Annotated in this window: 14 protein-coding genes and 1 pseudogene; 9 read left to right on the forward strand and 6 right to left on the reverse strand. The window is 72.8% G+C overall.

Annotated elements, in window-relative coordinates; genetic code table 11:
• The first annotated feature begins 126 nt into the window (after positions 1-126).
• Complete coding sequence (locus CP968_RS27875) at positions 127-1,257, forward strand: MFS transporter (protein WP_150520608.1); 1,131 nt, start codon at positions 127-129, stop codon at positions 1,255-1,257.
• Complete coding sequence (locus tag CP968_RS27880) at positions 1,254-2,348, forward strand: sugar ABC transporter permease (protein WP_150520609.1); 1,095 nt, start codon at positions 1,254-1,256, stop codon at positions 2,346-2,348. Before CP968_RS27875 ends, CP968_RS27880 begins: the two co-directional genes overlap by 4 nt.
• On the opposite strand, the gene CP968_RS27885 is transcribed toward CP968_RS27880, so the two are convergent.
• On the reverse strand, positions 2,335-3,549 hold the full coding sequence (locus CP968_RS27885; RefSeq protein ID WP_150520610.1) for an acyl-CoA dehydrogenase family protein: 1,215 nt from the start codon (positions 3,547-3,549) through the stop codon (positions 2,335-2,337). The two genes, CP968_RS27880 and CP968_RS27885, sit on opposite strands and share 14 nt — an antisense overlap.
• Positions 3,550-3,692: 143 nt before the next feature.
• On the opposite strand from CP968_RS27885, the gene CP968_RS27890 reads away from it, so the two are divergent.
• Both CP968_RS27890 and CP968_RS27895 read left to right on the forward strand, forming a co-directional pair.
• Complete coding sequence (locus CP968_RS27890) at positions 3,693-5,477, forward strand: CoA transferase (protein WP_150520611.1); 1,785 nt, start codon at positions 3,693-3,695, stop codon at positions 5,475-5,477.
• On the forward strand, positions 5,474-7,162 hold the full coding sequence (locus tag CP968_RS27895; RefSeq protein WP_150520612.1) for a class I adenylate-forming enzyme family protein: 1,689 nt from the start codon (positions 5,474-5,476) through the stop codon (positions 7,160-7,162). Before CP968_RS27890 ends, CP968_RS27895 begins: the two co-directional genes overlap by 4 nt.
• A gap of 155 nt (positions 7,163-7,317) precedes the next feature.
• On the opposite strand, the gene CP968_RS27900 is transcribed toward CP968_RS27895, so the two are convergent.
• Genes CP968_RS27900 through CP968_RS27910 form a run of 3 tightly spaced genes read right to left on the reverse strand, consistent with a single transcriptional unit; the run spans position 7,318 to position 9,607 of the window.
• Complete coding sequence (locus tag CP968_RS27900; RefSeq protein WP_150520613.1) at positions 7,318-8,142, reverse strand: metal ABC transporter solute-binding protein, Zn/Mn family; 825 nt, start codon at positions 8,140-8,142, stop codon at positions 7,318-7,320.
• On the reverse strand, positions 8,100-8,975 hold the full coding sequence (locus tag CP968_RS27905) for a metal ABC transporter permease (protein ID WP_373304132.1): 876 nt from the start codon (positions 8,973-8,975) through the stop codon (positions 8,100-8,102). The genes CP968_RS27900 and CP968_RS27905 overlap by 43 nt, the downstream gene beginning before the upstream one ends.
• Positions 8,972-9,607 carry a metal ABC transporter ATP-binding protein gene (locus tag CP968_RS27910; protein WP_150520614.1) on the reverse strand — a complete coding sequence of 212 codons (636 nt, stop codon included), beginning with the start codon at positions 9,605-9,607 and terminating at the stop codon, positions 8,972-8,974. The genes CP968_RS27905 and CP968_RS27910 overlap by 4 nt, the downstream gene beginning before the upstream one ends.
• 667 nt (positions 9,608-10,274) lie before the next feature.
• On the opposite strand from CP968_RS27910, the gene CP968_RS27915 reads away from it, so the two are divergent.
• From CP968_RS27915 to CP968_RS35035, 5 genes and pseudogenes are all read left to right on the forward strand, one after another.
• Positions 10,275-10,856, forward strand: coding sequence for a fasciclin domain-containing protein (locus tag CP968_RS27915; RefSeq protein WP_150520615.1), 582 nt, complete (start codon positions 10,275-10,277; stop codon positions 10,854-10,856).
• A gap of 182 nt (positions 10,857-11,038) precedes the next feature.
• Entirely contained in the window at positions 11,039-12,631 is a 1,593-nt protein-coding gene (locus CP968_RS27920) for a molybdopterin-dependent oxidoreductase (protein ID WP_229886889.1), read from the forward strand.
• A gap of 812 nt (positions 12,632-13,443) precedes the next feature.
• On the forward strand, positions 13,444-13,782 hold the full coding sequence (locus CP968_RS27925) for a MerR family transcriptional regulator (RefSeq protein ID WP_150516251.1): 339 nt from the start codon (positions 13,444-13,446) through the stop codon (positions 13,780-13,782).
• 223 nt (positions 13,783-14,005) lie between these two features.
• Positions 14,006-15,436: an MFS transporter gene (locus CP968_RS27930; RefSeq protein ID WP_150520616.1), complete on the forward strand. Its 1,431-nt coding sequence runs from the start codon at positions 14,006-14,008 to the stop codon at positions 15,434-15,436.
• Positions 15,437-15,449: 13 nt separating this feature from the next.
• Positions 15,450-15,724, forward strand: a pseudogene (locus CP968_RS35035) (response regulator transcription factor); the annotation flags it as partial.
• A 92-nt stretch (positions 15,725-15,816) separates the two neighbouring features.
• On the opposite strand, the gene CP968_RS27940 reads toward CP968_RS35035, so the two are convergent.
• Both CP968_RS27940 and CP968_RS27945 read right to left on the reverse strand, forming a co-directional pair.
• Positions 15,817-17,256 carry an amino acid permease gene (locus CP968_RS27940; RefSeq protein WP_150520617.1) on the reverse strand — a complete coding sequence of 480 codons (1,440 nt, stop codon included), beginning with the start codon at positions 17,254-17,256 and terminating at the stop codon, positions 15,817-15,819.
• Between the two features lie 98 nt (positions 17,257-17,354).
• A complete protein-coding gene (locus tag CP968_RS27945; RefSeq protein ID WP_150520618.1) occupies positions 17,355-19,124 on the reverse strand; it encodes an LVIVD repeat-containing protein in 1,770 nt (589 codons plus the stop codon).
• Positions 19,125-19,148: the final 24 nt, after the last annotated feature.

A 19,148-nucleotide genomic window follows, 5' to 3' on the forward strand; every position in this document is an offset into this window, starting at 1 on the left:
ATGGTGTTCCACATCCGGGGAAGGGAGACGTCTGTGGCGGCAGAGGGGACGACGGCATCGAAGCCGCCGGTATCAGGGGCCCCCGGCAGAGGTTCCCGGATTCCGACCGCACTGCTCACCTGCGCCATGGCGTTCTCGATGCTGCAACTGTTCCTGCTCGGCGCACTGGGGCCCCGCCTCGTGGAGGAACTGGGCATCTCGCCGACCGCGTTGGGGCTCACGACCACGGTCGGGTTCGGTACGGCCGCCGTACTGTCCCCGAGCGGCGGCCGGATGGTGGACCGCATCGGGCCCCGGCGCTCGCTGGTGGTGCTGCTCGTCCTGTCCGCCCTCGCACTGGCTCTGATCGGGGCCGCCCCCGGGCCGGGGCTGTTGCTGGGCGCGGTCGCGCTGGGCGGCATACCGCAGGCCGTGGCCAACCCCGCCACCAACAAGGCGATCCTGGCCACGGTCCCGCCCTCCCGGCGGGGCGCGGTCACCGGCCTCAAGCAGTCGGGCGTACAGCTCGGGGCGTTCGCCGCCGGACTGCCGCTCGCCGCACTCGCGGGCGGTCTCGGCTGGCGGGGCGCGGTGTGGACCGCCTCAGGGGCGGCACTGCTCACCGCAGTGTGGGCGCTGCGCGCGCTGCCGGCCGACCCGCCCGCGCCGCCGACGAACCCCGCCCGCACGTCGTTCGTCCCTCGCGGGATGGTGGCCTGGCTGGCCGGCTTCTCCCTGTTCCTGGGAGCGGGCATCGCTTCCGTGAACACCTACCTCGCCCTGTACGGGGTCCAGGGTCTCGGGATGGGCCCCGCCGTGGCCGGTGGCCTGGTCGCCGTCCTCGGAGTCGCGGGCATCCTCGGCCGGGTCGGATGGTCGAAGACGGCACGCCCGGGCCGGGCCGAGTGGCTGCCGACCCTGCTGGCCTGCGGCGCCGTGGGCGCGGCGGCCCTCCTGGCCGGCGGGCAGCTGGCCGTTGCGCTGGTCTGGCTCGGCGCCGTCGCCGTCGGGGTGTTCGCCGTCTCCGGCAACGCCGTCTCGATGGTGCTGGTCATGCAGCGCGCCGCCCCCGGCCGGGCCGGACAGGACTCGGCACTGGTCGCCGCCGGGTTCTTCGCCGGATTCGCGGTGGGTCCGGCCCTGTTCGGCACGTTCGCGCAGAGCGGCCGGTACGGGGCGGGCTGGTTGCTGGTCGCCGCGGAGTTCGCGGCGGCGGCAGCGGTCGCGTTCCTCTGGGCCGTACGGGACCGGCGCGCCGGGACGGGGAGGGCGGCATGACCGGAGACGACTGGGCCGGCCGGGCCCTGGCCTCCGTCATCGACCGGGTGACGGTCACCGAGACCGAGGTCGGCGCCCGATTCCCGCTGTACGCCGAGCCTGCGGACGGGCGGTGGAAGACGACCGGCCGCGGCTCGTGGACCGGTGGCTTCTGGGCCGGACTGCTGTGGCTGCGGGCCCGCCGCACGGGGGACGAGGCACACCGCAGTGCTGCCGTCCGATGCACCGCCCGGCTCGCGCCCTGGGCGGACGCGGACACCGCCACCCGGGGGCTGATCTTCTGGTACGGGACCGCTCCGGCCTTCGGCTCGGCCGAAGCCGCCGCGCTGCGCAACACAGCGGGCCGGGCCTGCCTCGACTCCTACGATCCCGAGATCGGGGTCGTGCCCTGGGGTGCGGCGCTCGGCGGACCCCGGCTCCTGGCCCGTGCGGACGCCGTACCGGGACTGGTGCCCCTCCTGGCCGGAGCCGGCGGCGAGGGGCCGGCCGTGGCGGCGGCCCACCTGCACCGGCACCTCGACCTCTGTCTCGGCGCGGAGGGAGCGGGGAGCGGCCGTCGGCCCCGTCCCGCCTGGCAGTTCGAGGCGGGAACGGGATGGTCTCCGTGCGCGGCTCCCGCACCGGGCTGGAGCCGGGGCGAGGCATGGCTCCTCCTGGCCGTGGCCGACGCACTGCTCCACCCGGAGGTCGCCGGCCACCGTCCGGAGCGGCTCGCCTTCGCCGCCGAGCAGCTGCTGGCGCAGTCGGAGGCACTGACCGGGCGGATCGTCCCGTCCGACGAGGCGTTCCGGCCGCGGGGGCCCGTCGACACCTCGGCCGCGGCGATCACCGCCGTCGCGCTGCTCAAGCTGTCGCGGGTGTGGGCGCCCCGGGCCGCGGTGTGTTCGTACCGGGCCGTCGCGATTCTCAGTCGCCTGACCGAGGCCCACCTCACCGGACCGGGCTCCGGGCGCCCGGCGGGCATGCTGCTGGACGGCTGCTACGACGCCGCCAAGGGCCTGGCGGTGCGCCACGAACTGATCTGGGGCGACTTCTTCCTGGCCCTCGGACTGGCCGCGCTCGACGACCTCGTCGACATCACCCGCGTGTAGCGGCCCCGTCTCCCCGGCTGTGGCCGCGCAGCACCCGGCGAGCCACGGAGGTGATGTGCAGTTCGTCCGGGCCGTCCAGGATGCGGGCCGCGCGCCCGCCGCGGAACAGGGCCGGCAGCGGGGTGTCGGGGCCGAGCCCGGCGGCGCCGTGCACCTGGATGGCGGAGTCCGTGACCTGCTGGAGCATCCGGGCGGCGGCCACCTTGGCCAGCCCCACCTCGGTACGCGCGTCCGCTCCGGCCGCGAGCAGCGCCACCGCCTCGTGGACCAGGGGGCGGGTGGTGCGCAGCGCGAGGAGGGCGTCGAAGACGTGCTGCTGGACGAGCTGGTGGTCGGCGAGGGGGCCGCGCGATCCGCTGCGGGTGGCGGCCCGTTCACACATGAGGTCGAAGGCGCGCTGTGCCTGGCCGAGCCAGCGCAGGCAGCGCAGGGTCCGGCCGAGTGCGAGCCGTTCGCCCGCGATGGACAGGGCGTCGCCGCCCGCACCGAGGAGGTGGTCGGCGGGCACGACCACCCCGTCGAGCTCGATCTCGTACGGGCCCGCGGCCCCGAGTACGGGCAGTTCGCGTACGACGCGGAAGCCGGGCGAGCCGGTCGGTACGAGCAGGAGCGAGAGCCCCTCCCGGTCACCGGGGGTCCCGGCGGTGCGTGCCATGACGGTGACGAGGTCCGCGCCCGCGGCGCCGGAGGTGAACCACTTGCGGCCGCTGACGCACCAGCTGCCGTCAGGCCGGCGCTCGGCGCGGGTTGCGGTGCGGAACGGGGCGGTGCCCGGTACGTCCGGCTCGGTCATGGCGTAGCAGGCACGGATCTCGCCCGCGACCAGCCGCTTCAGGTACTCCTCCCGTACCCGGGCGCTGCCGTGGCGGTTCAGCATGGTGACGTCGAGCAGCGGGGCGGAGCCCAGTGCGGCCGGACCGTGATCACTGGCGCCCTCGGCCTCGGCCAGCGCCGCGTACGCGCGGAAGGCCAGGCCGCCGCCGCCCAGGTCCGCCGGGAGCGGCAGGGCCCACAGCCCGGCGGCACGCCCCTCGGCCCGCAGTACCGTCAGGGCGGCGGCGGCTTCCGCTCCGCCCGAGTCCAGCACCGTCTCGGACGGGATCACCTTCGTACGGACGAAGCGATCGACCCGCTCCCTCAACTCAAGGACTCGCGCGTCGGGTTGGGCCGATCCGTCGTACGCGGTGCCTGAATCCGTCACTGCATTCCTCCTCGTCCCCGGGAACCCGTGGGAACTGCTGTCCGACTCCCTGTCCGAGGAACTGGTCGGGTGCGCACCCCTGCGAGTTCCCGCGTTCCGTTCGACCTGGGCGGCGGCCACCGCCGCGCCGGGAGAGGAGAGGCATGGCGTCCCCCGCAACCACGCAGACGGTCCGGCCGCTCGACAGCCTGCGATTCGACACCTCGGGGCCCCCGGAGATCACCGAGGTCGTCGCCGAACACCTGCGCCTGCTCGGCGCGCGATCCGACGAGCGCGCCGGCGAAGGGCGAACGGGCCGCAGCACGCTCTCCGGAGCCGGCTTCGACCCCGCGCACGCAACGGTCACCTGGGCGCATCCCGCGAGTGGGCTCGTCGACGAGGCGACCGTGCAGGCCGCGGCCGGCGTGATGGCCGTCCACGGCCGGCGCGACGGGAGCCCGCGCGGCCTGGCCGCCGACTACACGGCGACGGCCACCGCCGTCCTCACCGTCCAGGGACTGCTCGCCGGCCTGGTCGGCCAGGCCCGCGGGGCCGAGGCCTCCCACGTCACGGCCGGGGCCGACCGGGCGGGTCTGCTCGCCGTGTCCCAGTACCTCGCCGCGGCCGGGGCCGACGAGGGCGAAGCCGCCGAACTCGCCCCGGGAGGGCCGCCCTTCACCTCGGCCGAGGGCGTGCTGTTCGAGCTGGAGACCCTCGACCCGGGAGCCTGGGCCTCCTTCTGGCGGACGCTGCAGGCACCCGCCGACGCGATACGGGCCGGGTGGCGGCCCTTCCAGTTCCGCTACGCCACCGCCTGCGCCCCCTTCCCCGAGGCCCTGCACACCGTGACCCGGGCCCACCCGCTCCCGCGCATCCGGCAGGCCGCGGCGCGTTCCGGCGCCGAGGTGTGCGTCCTGCGGACCCTCGCCGAACGCGCCCGGGAGACCGACGGCGCAGCGCCCTGGTCGCTGGGGCCGCTGGCCGACGGCCTCGCCCCGGCGAGCGCCCGTACGGCAGCCGCCCCGTCCGCCGCCCGGCCCCTGGCCGGGATGACGGTGCTGGAGGCGGGCCGCCGCATCCAGGCGCCGCTCGCCGCCCACCTGCTCGGCCTGCTGGGGGCGGAGATCATCCGGATCGAACCGCCGGGCGGTGACCCGCTGCGGGGCATGCCGCCGACCTGCTCCGGAATCTCGGCGCGCTGGCTGGCCCTCAACCGGGGCAAGAAGGCCGTAGAGATCGACATCAAGGCGGAGGCCGACCGCCGCAAGCTGCGGGAGATGGCCGCCGGGGCCGACGTCTTCCTGCACAACTGGGCCCCGGGCAAGGCGGCCGAGCTCGGGCTCGACGCCGACGACCTCGCCCGCGTCCATCCCGCTCTGGTCCACGCCTACACGAGCGGCTGGGCCGACCGGCTCCAGGACGCCCCCATGGGAACCGACTTCATGGTGCAGGCCCGTACGGGGGTGGGCGAGGCGGTCCGCCCGGAAGGCGAGCCCCCGGCCCCCTCGCTGATGACCCTGCTCGACGTCCTCGGCGGTCTGCACGGCGCCGAAGCCGTACTCGCGGGCCTGCTGCTGCGGGAACGCACCGGGCGCGGCGTACGGGTCGACTCCTCGCTCCTCGGCGCCGCCGACACCCTGACCGGCCCCGCGCTGCGGCGGGCGGCCCGCGGGGAGCAGGCCAGGCGGCCCGCAGGTTTCCGGCACCCGCTGCCGACCGCCGACGGCTGGATCGCCCCGGCCGACGCGAGCGCCGGCGCCGCGGCCGCGTACGACCTGCGGGAACTCTCCACGACCGACGCCCTGGCGCGGCTGCGCACGCACGGCCTCACCGCCACCGCCGTCACCACCGACCTCTCCGACCTGCACCACGACGCGCGCTTCGCCGGCTCGATCAGCCGTGACGCCCACGGTGCCCCCGCCGTTCCCGACCCCTGGAGCTTCGCGTGACCGTCGCCTTGCACGACCTGCTGCCCGCCGAACTGCGCCGCTCCTGGGTGGTCGACGGGACCTGCCCCGACCTCGACCTCTACAGCCTGTTCCGAGCCCGCCAGATCTCCGACCTGCACCACACGGCCGTCCTCGACGCCAAGGGCAAACTCTGTTACACCGCCCTGGACCGCAAGGTGCGATGTCTGGCCGCCGGCCTCAGAGACCTCGGCATACGCGAGGGCGACGTGGTCGGAGTGCAACTGCCCAACAACCGCAATGCCGTCATCGCCGACCTGGCCCTGGCCGCACTCGGCGCCGTCGCCCTGCCCTTCCCCGTGGGCCGCGGAACCCTTGAGGCCGAGAGCCTGCTGCGCCGGGCCGAAGCCGTCGCCGTCATCGCCGCGGTCGAGCACCGCGACGTCCACCACGCGGCGGACCTCTCCACCCTGTCGAGCGCACTGCCCGCCCTCCGGCACGTCGTCGCGGTCGGCCCCGGCACCGCGCCCGAGGGCACCACCTCGTGGTCGGACCTCATGCGCCGCGACCCCACAGGCTTCGTCCCCGCCCGCCCGGACCCCGACAGCGCGGCCCGGATCCTGGTCTCGTCGGGCTCGGAGGCCGAGCCGAAGATGATCGCCTACTCGCACAACGCGCTGGCCGGCGGCCGGGGCAACTTCCTCGCCTCCCTCATCCCCGACGGGACCCCGCCGCGCTGCCTGTTCCTCGTACCGCTGGCTTCGGCCTTCGGGTCCAACGGCACCGCCGTCACCCTCGCCCGGCACGGCGGCACCCTGGTGCTGCTCGACCACTTCTCTCCCGAAGCCGCCATCGAGGCGATGCGCGAGCACGAGCCGACCCACGTCCTGGGCGTGCCCACCATGGTCCGCATGATGCTCGAACGCCTCGACGGGACGGGCGGGCCGCTGCCGGCTCCCACCGCGCTGGTTCTGGGTGGCGCCCCGCTCGACGAGGCCACCGCGGCCGCCGCCGCGAAGGCCTTCGGCTGCCCGGTCGTCAACCTCTACGGCTCCGCCGACGGGGTCAACTGCCACACGGGGCTGGCCAACACCGTGCCCCCGACCGACGCGGCGGGCGTCGTGGCGGGCCACCCCGACCCCCGGGTCGCCGAGATCCGCATCGCCGACCCCGAGACCCATGCGCCGCTCCCCGACGGCGACATCGGCGAGATCATCTCCCGGGGCCCCATGACACCGCTGTGCTACGTGGGCGCGCCCGATCTGGACGCCCGCTACCGCACCCCCGACGGCTGGGTCCGCACCGGTGACCTCGGCTACCTCGATGCCGACAGCGTGCTGCACGTCGTGGGCCGACTGAAGGACATCGTGATCCGTGGCGGTGCAAACATCAGCCCGGCCGAGGTCGAACGCGAACTCCGCTCGCACCCGCAGGTACGGGACGTGGTGTGCGTGGGCGTTCCCGACCCGCTGATGGGGGAGCGGCTGGCCGCCTGCGTCGTGGTGCGCGGTCCCCAGGATCCGACGCCGGACACCCTCGGCGACCACCTGACGGCACGCGGGCTGGACCGGTGCAAGCACCCCGAGCGTCTCCTCGTGGTGGAGGAGATACCCCTGACGGCGGCCGGCAAGCCGGACCGGGCGGCCCTGCGGGAACGGCTCACCGAGAGCCTGCCGCAGGCTCGGCTCGGCACGCCCGGAACGGCGCCCCTCGCCCAGGCCGGATGACCGGTGGGCCCGGCGGCCGGTGGTCGCCGGGCCCACGGGGGGGCACACACGGGCGCCGTAGAGGACGGTGCACCGGACGGTCGGGACGTGAAGGGCACCCCGGGACGGCTCGGGCATGCCATCCCGGGACGGGGAGGGGAGCCGGGCCACCCGTGTCAGGAGCCGCCCATGGCCTTCTTCAGCTCGGCCGCGGCATTGCGGTAGACCGGCAGCAGGTCGAGGTCCTCGCCCGGATAGTTGACGATCTCGACCTGCTTGGCGCCGGAGTCGGGCAGCACCGTGCCCGTCGACATGTGGGCGTTGTCCAGCACCAGGGCCGGCTTCTTCGCGGAGAGCTCGGCGAGCTGCACCGGGGTGACGGCCTCGGGCCCGAACATGCCCACGGGAGTGGCGCCGGCGAGCTTCGCGGCCCATGCGGTGAAGACCTGCGTGACGACGGAGGGGCTCGTGCCGCCGGGCCACGCGGCCCGGACGTCCTTGTTCAGCTTCGCGTACTCGGCGTCGAAGCCGGTCTTCCACCGCGTGGCGGCGTCCTGCGTGCCGAAGAGCGCGCTCAGCTTGTCGACCTCGGCCTTGACCTTGTCGGGGTCGTTGTCGAGGTTGACCTCGACCAGCTTCGCCTTGGACCCGGCCGCCTCCTTGATCTTCGCCGCGTACGGCTCGAAGGGCGCGTAGAGCACGAAGTCGGCCTTGGCGACGGCGGCGAGGTCGGAGGGCTTGGGGTCGTAGTCGGGGGCGTGATGGACGGACTGCGGCACGATGACCTCGACGTCCTCGGCCCCGGCGGCCTTGGCGAACGCACCCTCCCAGGTGGTGGTCACGACCACCACGGGCTTGTCCTTCCCGGTGGCCGGTGAGCCGGACGCCGCGGGGGTGCCGTCGGCGGCCTTGGGATCGCTGCCGCCTCCGCAACCGGTGACGAGGGCGAGTGCCGCGCTCAGTGCGAGGAGGGAAGCGAGGTGGACGCGGGTGCGCGCCATGAGCTGATTCTCCGTTCGGGTGTGAAGTGGACGGCGAGTACGACTGCCCCCGCCGTCAGGACGAGTACGGGGCCGGGCGGCCAGTCCAGCCACAGGGCCAGCAGGAACCCGGTCGTGTTGACGGCCACGCCGATGCCGACCGCCCAGAGGGTGATCGACTTCAGCGAGCTGCCCAGGCGGCGCGCGGCGAGCGCGGGCAGCAGGGTCAGGGCGTCGACGAGCAGGGCGCCGGTGAGCTTGATCGCCCCGGCGACGGCGATCGCGACGAGCACGAGGAGGGCGGCGGTCAGGGCGCGGACCGGGACACCGGAGCACTGGGCGAGCTCACGGTCGTACAGGAGCAGCCCGACGTCTCGCCGCCGCCACCAGAACAAGCCCGGTACGACGGCTGCCAGTACCCCGAGCACGATGAGATCGGGCGTGCCGACCGAGAGGATCGATCCCCACAGGAGGGCGAACGCGCCGGAGGCGTTGACCCCCGAGACGGCGAGCAGCAGCAGCGCAGCGGCGATGGCCAGGCTCATCAGCAGGCCCATGGCTCCGGAGAGGCCGTCGGGCGTGCGGGCGAGCGGGGCCACTCCGGCTCCGGCCAGGGCGCAGGCGACGAGCGCGCACAGCATCGGGTCGAGGCCGGTCAGCAGGCCGACGGCGATGCCGAGCAGGGCCACGTGCATCATCGCGAAGCGGACCGGCATGATGTCGAGGCCGACGATGACGACCCCGATGACGGGCAGGCCGATCGCCGCGAGCAGCAGGGCGATTCCGGCCCGCTGCACGGGCAGCAGCTGGAGCAGCGCACCGAGGTCGGCGGCGGCGAGGTGCACCGGGGTCACCGGACCTCCCGCAGCCGGCCGGCGGCCATCTCCAGGACCCGGTCGCAGCGGTCGGCCAAGGCTCGGTCGTGCGTCACCACGACCAGGGTGACCGGCAGGGCGGTGAGGACGTCCGCCGCTTCCGCCTGCCCGTCGAAGTCGAGGGCCGCGGTGGGTTCGTCGGCCAGCAGCACCTGGGCTCCGGCGGCGACACAGCCGATCGCCCTCGCCAGGTACATCCGTTGCAACTGGCCGCCCGAGAGGGTGTGCAGGGGGCGGTCGACCAAGGACCCCACCCCGAGCCGGGCGGCGGCTTCGCCGGCGTCCCGGGGTGCGGTGCTGCTGGCGAGCAACTCGGAGCCGAGCAGGGGGAAACGGCCCGCGGCCGGCTTCTGAGGGATCCAGGCACAGGCCCGCCGCCGCCAGGCCCACTCCGCGGGGGAGCCGGTGTCCCGGCCGCCCACCGAGATCGAGCCCGTCACCTGACGGTGCAGGCCGAGCACCGCACGCAGCAGGGTGGTCTTGCCCGAGCCGTTGGTGCCGGTCAGCGCCACGCACTCACCGGCGGCGATCTCCAGATTCACCTCGGAGACCGCCTCCACCCGGCCGTGCCGGCAGGCGACCGCCCTCATGCGCACATCCAGCCCTCCCATTCCACACCTTCCGTCGTTCCGAGCCGCGCGGAGCGACGGGTGTCCGCCGCCCACGTCCCAGTAGGTCGGACGGCAAGGGGTCAGGGTTCCCGAGGACCGATGATTTTCGTGGGCCGATCCGTCCGTCTCTCCCACGTGGTCGTACGGAGGGGCCTCCTGGTGTCCACGACAGGGGGCGGCCGGAAGCAGCCGAGGGACGGGGCCGTTCGCCGTGCTCCCGCAGCGGTTCATCGGCGAGCGTGCAGCTGCGGTCAGCTTCCGGGCCGGGCCGGGCCGGGCCGGCCCGCGATCGCGATCGTCGCGGCGGACTTGCCGTGTCGGAAGTGGAGCACGAAGGGCACGACGTGCCCCGGCGCCCCCGGCCGGGATGCCTGCATGCCGGCTCCGGACTTCCTCTGCCGGAACCCTGGCGGCAACCGTGCCACCGGGGGCATTGCGCACTGCGGCCGCCGTGGGGAACGCGCTCGACGGGCGGATTCCTCGTGGGGTGGGAACATGGGGGTTGTGCGACGTGTGGTGAGTGCAAGCCGCCCCTGAGCGGTGCGGCACACAGGCGGGAGAGCTGGAACAGCCCGTCCGATCACTTCGCCACCAGCCGGTTCGGCCGTCGCACAATGCCTTGGGCCCGTTTCGAGGAGCCCACCCTCCCAGGAGGAGGAACCTCCAGATGTCATCCACCCGCACCCGCCGCTCCGCCCTGCTCGCGGCAGCCGCGTTCGTCCTGCCCCTCACGCTGGGCGTCGCGGCCCCCGCGTTCGCAGACGCCCCGAAGGCCGATCCCTACGGGCCTGCCTGCGCGTCCGTTCCGAAGGACGGCGCCGGCAGTCTCGCCGGGATGGCGAAGGACCCCGTCGCGACAGCCGCCTCCCACAACCCGGCCCTGTCCACCCTGGTCGCGGCGGTGAAGAAGGCCGGCCTCGCCGACACCCTGAACAACGCCCAGAACATCACGGTGTTCGCCCCGAGCAACGACGCCTTCAAGAAGATCCCGAAGGCCGACCTCGCCAAGATCCTCGCGGACAAGGCCCAGCTGACGAAGATCCTCACCTATCACGTCGTGGGTGAGAAGCTGACGCCGAAGCAGATGGAGAACGGCACCTTCAAGACCCTTGAGGGCGGCTCCCTCACCACCGCCGGCTCCGGCACGACCTTCACCGTCAACAAGACCGCGAAGGTCGTCTGCGGTGACGTCCAGACGGCCAACGCGACCGTCAACATCATCGACACCGTCCTGACCCCTCCGAAGTAGCCGACGGCTGGCGGACGGCCCCACAGGCCCCCGTACCCCGTCGCAGCAGGCCGCGCGCCGCGCACTGGCGTGCGGCCTGCACGGCGGTACGCGGCGGCCGAGGGTAGACCGGGCGGGTGGACTCGGCGCCCGGCAGCGGCCGTACCCTCGGCCGCCGCCGAGTCTCGGGTCGAATCGTGTACGTGACAACGTCTCCGAAGTGGTGGGTGCGTCTTCCCCTGGCCGCGCTCAGCGGCCTCCTCGCAGGGTTCGCGGCCCTCGCGGTCGCCGAACTGGTGTCCGCGGCGGTGGGGCCGCAGTCCGGGCCGGTCGTCGCCGTGGGCGGCGCCGCAATCGACCGTACTCCCGCGCCGGTCAAGGAATTCGCGATCCGGCACTTCGGCGAGAACGACAAACTGATCCTGCAACTCGGGATCCTCGCGACCCTCGCCGCTCTCGCGGTGGCCCTCGGAGTCATCGCGTCGCGCTTCCGACGTGCCGGATCGGCGGGCGTCCTGATCTTCGGCGTCGTCGGCGCGGCCGCGGCCGTCAGCCGCCCCGACTCCACCGGCCCTGCCGACGCACTGCCGTCGGTGGCCGGAGCCATCGCCGGCGCCGCACTGCTGTACTGGCTCATCGGCCGCCTCACCACCGGACCGCACACCCGGGCGACAGGTGGTGCGGGGGGTCGGCCGGAGCCGGGCTGGGACCGGCGGGGATTCCTCGTGGCCGCCACCGCGGCCGCGGCGGCCTCCGCGGGCGTCGGAGCGCTCGGCCGCTCCCTCACCGGCATGTACGGTCAGAACGCCGTCGCCTCCCGGGACGCCGTACGCCTCCCCCAACCGGCCTCGCCCGCCGCCGCCATCCCCCGCGGGGCCCAACTGCGCGTCCCGGGGATCAGCCCGTTCATCACCCCGAACAACGCCTTCTACCGCGTCGACACCGCCCTGGTCGTCCCGGCGGTCGACGCCTCGACCTGGCGGCTGACGATCCACGGAATGGGCGTCACCCGCCCCCTCGCCCTGACGTTCCAGGACCTCCTCGACCGGGACCTCATCGAACGCGACATCACCCTGACCTGTGTCTCCAACGAGGTCGGCGGCCCCTACGTCGGCAACGCCCGCTGGATCGGCGCCCGCCTGGCCGACATCCTGCGAGAAGCCGGTGTGAAGCCGCCCTCACAAGGCGGCCCCGCCGACCAGCTCGTGGCCCGTTCCGTGGACGCCATGACCCTGGGCAGCCCCGTCGAGACCGTGATGGACGGCCGTGACGCTATGCTCGCCGTCGGCATGAACGGCCAGCCCCTCCCGTTCGCCCACGGCTTCCCGGTCCGGATGGTCGTCCCCGGCCTCTACGGATACGTCTCCGCCTGCAAATGGATCCAGGACATCGAACTCACCACCTTCGACTCCTACGACGCCTACTGGGTCAGACGCGACTGGGCCCCCAGGGGCCCCGTCAAGACCGAGTCCCGTATCGACACCCCCCAGCCCTTCGCCCGGCCCAAGGCCGGCACCGTCATGATCGCCGGGGTCGCCTGGGCGCAGCACCGGGGCATCGAACGCGTGGAAGTCCGCATCGACGACGGCCCCTGGAACATCGCCGACCTCGCCGCAGAGGACACCACCGACACCTGGCGCCAATGGTCCTACCCCTGGCAGGCGACCCCCGGCGGACACACCCTGACCGTCCGGGCCACCGACCAGACCGGACGGACCCAGACCGAGAACCGCACCGGAACCGTCCCCGACGGCGCCAGCGGCTGGCCCTCCGTCGTCGTCACCGTCGGTCGTTGAACGCGCCGCGGCCACGGTTTCTCCGAGCTGGTTCAGGACGTCCCGGGAGAGCCGCACCGACCCGGTGAACGAGAAGAAGGCGTGCCTGTGCTTCTCGACGGGCGGTTACCTCCTCGCCTGCCGCAGGAAAATCTGTCTCGGCCGGAGTAGAGATTGCGAGGTGGTGTGGTTATGGTTTCTATCGTAGCCCAGTCAAGAAGGGCTCGGCAGAGACGAACTGCCGGGCAGTGGTACGCGTAGGACGGTGCGGTGGTGGAGTCGCGAAGCCAGGCTGGTGCAGGACGGCGACGGGACTGACGACCGGACCGGGCGGCCCGCGGTCATCAGGGGCCGCCGCGGCAGTACCCCAGCAGTGAAGTCAGTGAGCAGCACCTCGGTGAAGGCGTCGGCTGCGGGCGCGCGCACCGGGAGGTTCGGCAGTGGGGTTCCAAGCCAGGGCAGATGCAGGACGGGCAACGGGGCTGGCTGCCGAAAACGTGGCGCTGGATCAGGCCGCGAGCGTTACAAGCAGGTCGCATCACCAGCAGTTCGCAGGAGTAGGCAGTTGATCGTCCGAGGGATGAACGGAGGAGTTGAGGCGCCATCAGGATCGCCCGGATCGAGGTCTGGGTCCGGGTACCGCAGGACATCGACAGTGAGGTGGTCTCCGGTCAAGCAACCGCGATCCCCGCAGCACCCGCCCACGATCGGGCAGGTCAGCGGATACAGAAGGCCGGCGCAGTACCAGGGCCGGCAGATGGTGTAGCAGTTCCTTCGGGGCCCTGGTGCCACAGGCACCAGGGCCCCTCCACGTGTTCCGTGAAAGAGGTGCGATGACCGCAGACGACTCGTACGGCCGACTCGACGACGACGACTTCCCCGCCTACACCACGGGCCGGGCCGCCGACATGCTCGGCACCACACAGGGCTTCCTCCGCGCCATCGGCGAAGCCCGCCTGATCACCCCGCTCCGCTCCGCCGGCGGACACCGCCGCTACTCCCGCTACCAGCTCCGCATCGCCGCCCGCGCCCGCGAACTCGTCGACCGGGGCACCCCCATCGAGGCCGCCTGCCGCATCGTCATCCTCGAAGACCAACTCGAAGAAGCCCAGCGCATCAACACCGAACACCGCCCCACCACCGGACCGGCGGAACCCACCGCCGCAGCCTGAAGCCGCGCACCCCCGTCGGCCGGGAGCGACCCTCACCGCCGCATCCGCCCACGCCTTTCCCGCGGCAAGTCCCGCCGCACCGGCACGTCGCCCCCTCGGCATTTTCCTGCCGCACCTCCAGGGTGCCGACACGTCTGCGGTCGCGACGCTGTGATGGACTCGCCTGGACGAACCGGGATGAACCGGGACGAGGCGCGAGTCGGCGGAGGGGGTGAGGCGGTCCATGCCGAACAGCGTCGGCCGCTCAGTATTCGGACGCCGTGACCGGCTCGCGCTGCTCGCGGCCGCGACCGCGGCCCTGGTGGTCGAACTGGACTGGCTCGCGGTCACCATGGCTCTGCCGGACATTGCCGCCTACCTGCACAGACCGGTGACCGACCTGCAATGGTTGATCTCCGCGTTCACCCTCGCCTTCGGCTCGGTGATGCCGATCGGCGGGTGGGTCGTCGATGCGTTCGGCCGACGACGCACGACCATCTACGGTCTTGAGCTCTTCGTACTGGGTTCCCTGCTGTGCGCGTTCGCCCCCTCGCTTCTCTGGCTCATTGTCGGCCGGGTGGTCCAGGGTGTGGCCGGAGGGTTCATCGTGCCCGGAGCCATCGCGATGACCGCGGGCGGGTTCTCGGGCCGTCGTCGCGAAATCGGTCTCGGCGTCGTGATGGCGACGGCGAGCGGCCTGGCGGCGCTGGCGCCCTTCGTGGGTGGAGTCCTCGTGTCCGGGTTCGGCTGGCGGTCGGTCTTCCTGAGCGTCGTGCCGGTGTGCCTCCTGTCCGGCGCGCTGGTCTACTGGTGTGTCACCCCCTCTTTCAACGCAGAGAGCGCCGCCCGTCGGCCTCCGTTCCTGAACGGGGCGTGCGTGATGCTCGGCGCGGTGGCGCTCACGGTGACGGTGGACCGTGGCTCCAGCTGGGGGTGGACCTCACCGTTGACGGTGCTCTGCGCCGCTGCGGGGCTGGCTCTCCTGACGGGATTCGCTCTGCTGGAGCACCGAGGCACGGGCGCGCTGCTGGACCGGTCCCTCTACCGCGACAAGGCTCTGCGCGTCCTCACTCTCGCGGGTGCCGTCTCGCTGATCGCGTTCGTGGTCGTGTCCATGCTCGTCACGTGGGAGCTGCAGACGGGGCTGGGGCTCTCGCCGTTCCTCGCCGGATGTGTGCTCCTGAGCTTCTCGGCGCCGAACGCGCTCGCCGCCTACGGCGCGGGCCGGCTCGCGGGCCGCAAGAGCGCCTGGTGCTACGTGGCCGGTGGTCTCGCGGCAGCCGGGGCGGGAGCCGCGCTGGTCGCGTGGGCACCGTTCCCCGCCGGATACGCGATCGCCCTCGTGGTCTGCGGTGCCGGCATCGGCTTGAGCGGCACGCTGTCGAACCTGCTGACCCAGCAGCGTGTTCCCGCCTCGCAAGCGGGTGCGGTGGCAAGCATGACGCTGGCGATCAAAACCCTCGGCGCGGCCGTCGCCACATCGCTCGCGGCCACGCTGCTCGACACCCTCCACCACAGCTCCTCCGGCGCCGCGGCGGACCGGTCCGGCATCGACACGGTGCTCCGGCTCGTATCCGCCATGACGGCGGCCGGCATCCTGCTCTGCGTCCCCACCACGCTGCGCCTCCTGCGGAGCGGCAGACGGCGACACGATCACCCCGGGACGTCGCCCTAGGCGTGTCGTCCGGGCCGACGGCGCCGAGGCCGTCGCCCCGGCGCGCGCCCACCACCCCGACATCGTCCTGATGGACATCCGGATGCCGGGCCTCCGCACGGTGGCCGCCGGAGAGGTCCTCCTCACACCGGCCGGCACCCGCGCGCTGATCACGCGCTTCCTGATGACACCCGCCCCGGCACGGCCCCGGCCACCCCGGAACGCCTCGCCGACCTGACCTCCCGGGAACGCGAGGTCATGGCCCTGGCGGCGGAGGGACGCTCCGACACGGAGATCACCGGAACCCTGTTCCGGGAAGGCCGGCGCCGGTGATCTGCGCTGAGCGGATGGGCGCCCTGGGGCGGCCATCCGCTCAGCCGCTCACGGGGCCGGGGGAGGGCTCAGGCCCGCTTGCGGCGCGTCGCGATCAGTGCGTAAGCGGCCAGGAGTACGACCGTGAAGGCGAGTCCCACTCCAGCCGCCTGGCGCATGTCCGGTACTTCGACGGCGGTGGCGGCGACGGTGAGCACGCCCACCGCGGCCACCACGGCGAGCTTGGCTCCGCCGGGGATGCTGAAGCCGGTGAAGTCGGCCGGGTTCGCGTCCCGGTGGCGGCGGAAGGCGACGTACGAGGCGAGGATCAACAGCCAGACGAGCAGCACCGCGAAGAGCGCGATGGACATCAGGATGGTGAAGATGCCGCCCACGTCGTAGAAGGCGAGCAGCGCGGCGACCGCGATGCCCAGGGTGGAGGCGGCCAGGGCCGTGGCCGGTACGCCCCGGCTCGTCAGACGGCCCAGCGGGGCCGGGGCCAGGCCGTCGTCGCCGAGGGAGTGCAGCAGGCGGGAGGCCCCGTAGAGGTGGGCGTTGGCGGCGGAGATGGCTGCGATCAGCACCACGAGGTTGGTCAGGGTCGCGGCTGCGGACACGCCGACGTCGGAGAAGACGCGCACGAACGGGCTCGACTCGACGCTTCCGTCGCCCGCGGCCAGCCGCCGCCACGGGATGAGGGCCATGACCAAGGTGATGGACAGTACGTAGAACACGCTCAGCCGCCAGGCGAGTTGGCGCATCGCGGTGCGGATGGTGCGCTGGGGGTCGGCGGCCTCGGCGGAGGCGATGGCGACGACCTCGAAGCCGGCGTACGCGAACATCACCACGGACATGGCGATCCAGAGGGACTTGACGCCGTGCGGCATGAATCCGCCGTCGTCGGTGAGGTGCGCGAAGCCGGTGGCCTCGCTGTCGGGCAGGCCGAAGAAGACGAGGAAGGCGGCGCACAGGATGAAGGCGCAGAGCGCGGTCACCTTGACGGTGGAGAGCCAGAACTCGGTGGTGCCGAAGGACTTCACGTTGATGATGTTGACCGCGAGCACCACCGCGGCGACGGCGAGGATGGCCCCCGTCATGGGGATGCCGGGCCACCACCAGCGGATGTAGAGCGCGGAGGCGACGACTTCGGTGCCGATGACGACGACGGCGCTGAACCAGTACATCCAGCGGGTGACGAAACCGGCCCATGCGCCGAGGTACTTGTGCGCGATGACGCCGAAGGACCCCTGTACGGGGTGGGCGGCGGACATCTCGCCGAGCAGGACCGCGATGATCGCGACGAGGACGGCCCCGATGGCGTACGAGATGATCGCGGCGGGTCCGGCGGCGGATATCGCGGAACCGGAGCCGAGGAAGAGGCCGGTGCCGAGCGCCGAGCCCAGGCCGATCATGGTCGTCTGGCGGTGGGTGAGCGAGCGGACCAGGCCGCTGCCCGCGGGGGCTCGGCCCGACGCGATGTCGGCGGGGGCGGGCGGGGCGGTGGGGGCGGGTCTTTCCGGAGCAGCCATGGCGGGGGACGTCCTTCTGTGCGGCGGTGCGTGGGAGAGGTGGGTGGGCGCGGGCGGCCGGACCGGCGTGCCCGGGGCCCGCGGCGTGCGTCGTCCGCTCAGAACTCGCTGTTCCGGAAGGGCTTCTCGGGCCGGGTCAGGTGCGGCTTGCCGAGCACCTTCGGCGAGGACAGCGCGTAGATGCCGTGGTTGGTCAGCACCCAGGCGATGTTGCGGTCCCATTCCACGTACACGCCGTGGGTCTGGTTGCCGTACGCGTAGTCCGGGGTCTGGCTGCCGTAGGCCTTGGGGACGAAGTAGGCGTCGATCTCGGGCTTCGCCGGGTCGGACACGTCGAAGAACTGGACGCCCGCGTTGTAGAAGCCGTAGCCGAGGACGCCGGCTTCGTGCTTGCCGGGGTTGGTGTAGTAGCCGGTGCGCTTGGGGCCGAAGCTGCCGCGGCGCTGGCAGAAGTCCTGGAAGCCGGCCGTCCTGGGCGGGGTGGGGCGGGGCAGGGCGCCGACGACGCGAGGGTTCTTCGGGTCCTTGACGTCGATCTGGTAGACGTCCTTGTAGGGCTCGTAGCAGTCCTCGGTGAGCGGGTAGCCGGAGTAGTAGACGAGTCCGGTCTTCTCGTACTGCGAGACGTCGATGTTGTCGCCCTCGGTGCCGGAGACGGACGGCGGCAGGTCGAGGTGGCTGACGGTCTTCATGTCGGCCGGGTCGGAGATGTCGAGGACGGTCAGGCCGTAGCCGCCCATGGCCGCGAAGGCGTAGCGTCCGCCGTCCTCGACGGGCTTGGGGATGAACAGGGGCATCCGCGCCCCCATCCAACTGGTGCGGTTGCCGCAGCGCGGGTTCTTGGCGTAGGCCGCGTCCTCGCCGGTGCGCTGCCCCGGCAGGTGCCAGGTGTCGAGCAGCTTCGGGTGCGCGGGGTCGGACATGTCCCAGGACTGGTAGCCGGCCGAGTGCAGGTTGGTGGGGTACTCGGTGCCGGAGTAGGTGTCGTTGGGTGCGGTGGCGATGAACATGTAGGTGCCGCCGGTCCAGTACGGCACGTCCAGCGAGCCCGAGCCCTGCTGCGCAGTGGCGGGGTCGGACGCCAGCGGATCCTTCTGGGTGGAGTCGGTGGAGACGGTGGCCAGCAGCTTCCAGTCCTTCTTGCGCGGGCCGTCGAGGCGGAAGACCTTGAAGCCCTTCAGACCGGGCTTGGCCCGCAGCTTCTTGACGCCCTCGGGGTTGCTGTACTTGTCGTGCGCGGGGTCGTCGGTGAGTTCGGAGATCTGCCGCTTGTCCTCGAAGCTCTGCACCATGACGTAGGCGCCGAGCTTCTTGTTCCACTGGATGGTGGAGGCGCCCCAGTAGTCGCCGGGCGCCCAGGACCCGTTGCCCTTGCTCTCGTCGCCGCCGACGTCGTCGCGGGTCATCTTCTCGACGACCGTCACCTTCTTGACGTCGGTGATGTCGTAGACGCGGCCCTCGGAGCGGTCGTACTGGAACATGTAGCGGCGGCCGCCGAAGTCGACGATGTTCTGCCAGGTGTGGAAGTAGTCGGGGGTGAAGTCCGGCCCTTCGTAGGCGGCTTCGACCTTCATGTTCTTGATGTACGAGCGGGTGTCGTAGTCCTTGTTGCGGCCCGGGAAGGAGTGCTCGTGCTCCTCGTCGACCGGGGTCAGGGCGGGGTGGCGGAAGCTCCCGTCGAGCTGCATGCCGTACGCGCCGGGGTCGGCGGGGACGGGGCGGCGGTCCTGGCAGACATCGGGGATGTCCGGGTCGGTGATGGCGGTCGAGGCGGTGGCGGTCGTGCCGGTGGCGCCGGGCACGAGCAGGGTCGCGGCGGTGGCGACCACGGCCGTGGCCAGTGCCGCTCTGCTGCGCAGGTTTCGCATGGGGGTCCTCGGGGGTCTCGGCGG

Origin of the sequence: Streptomyces subrutilus (genome assembly GCF_008704535.1) — a bacterium.
GTDB classification, from domain to species: domain Bacteria; phylum Actinomycetota; class Actinomycetes; order Streptomycetales; family Streptomycetaceae; genus Streptomyces; species Streptomyces subrutilus.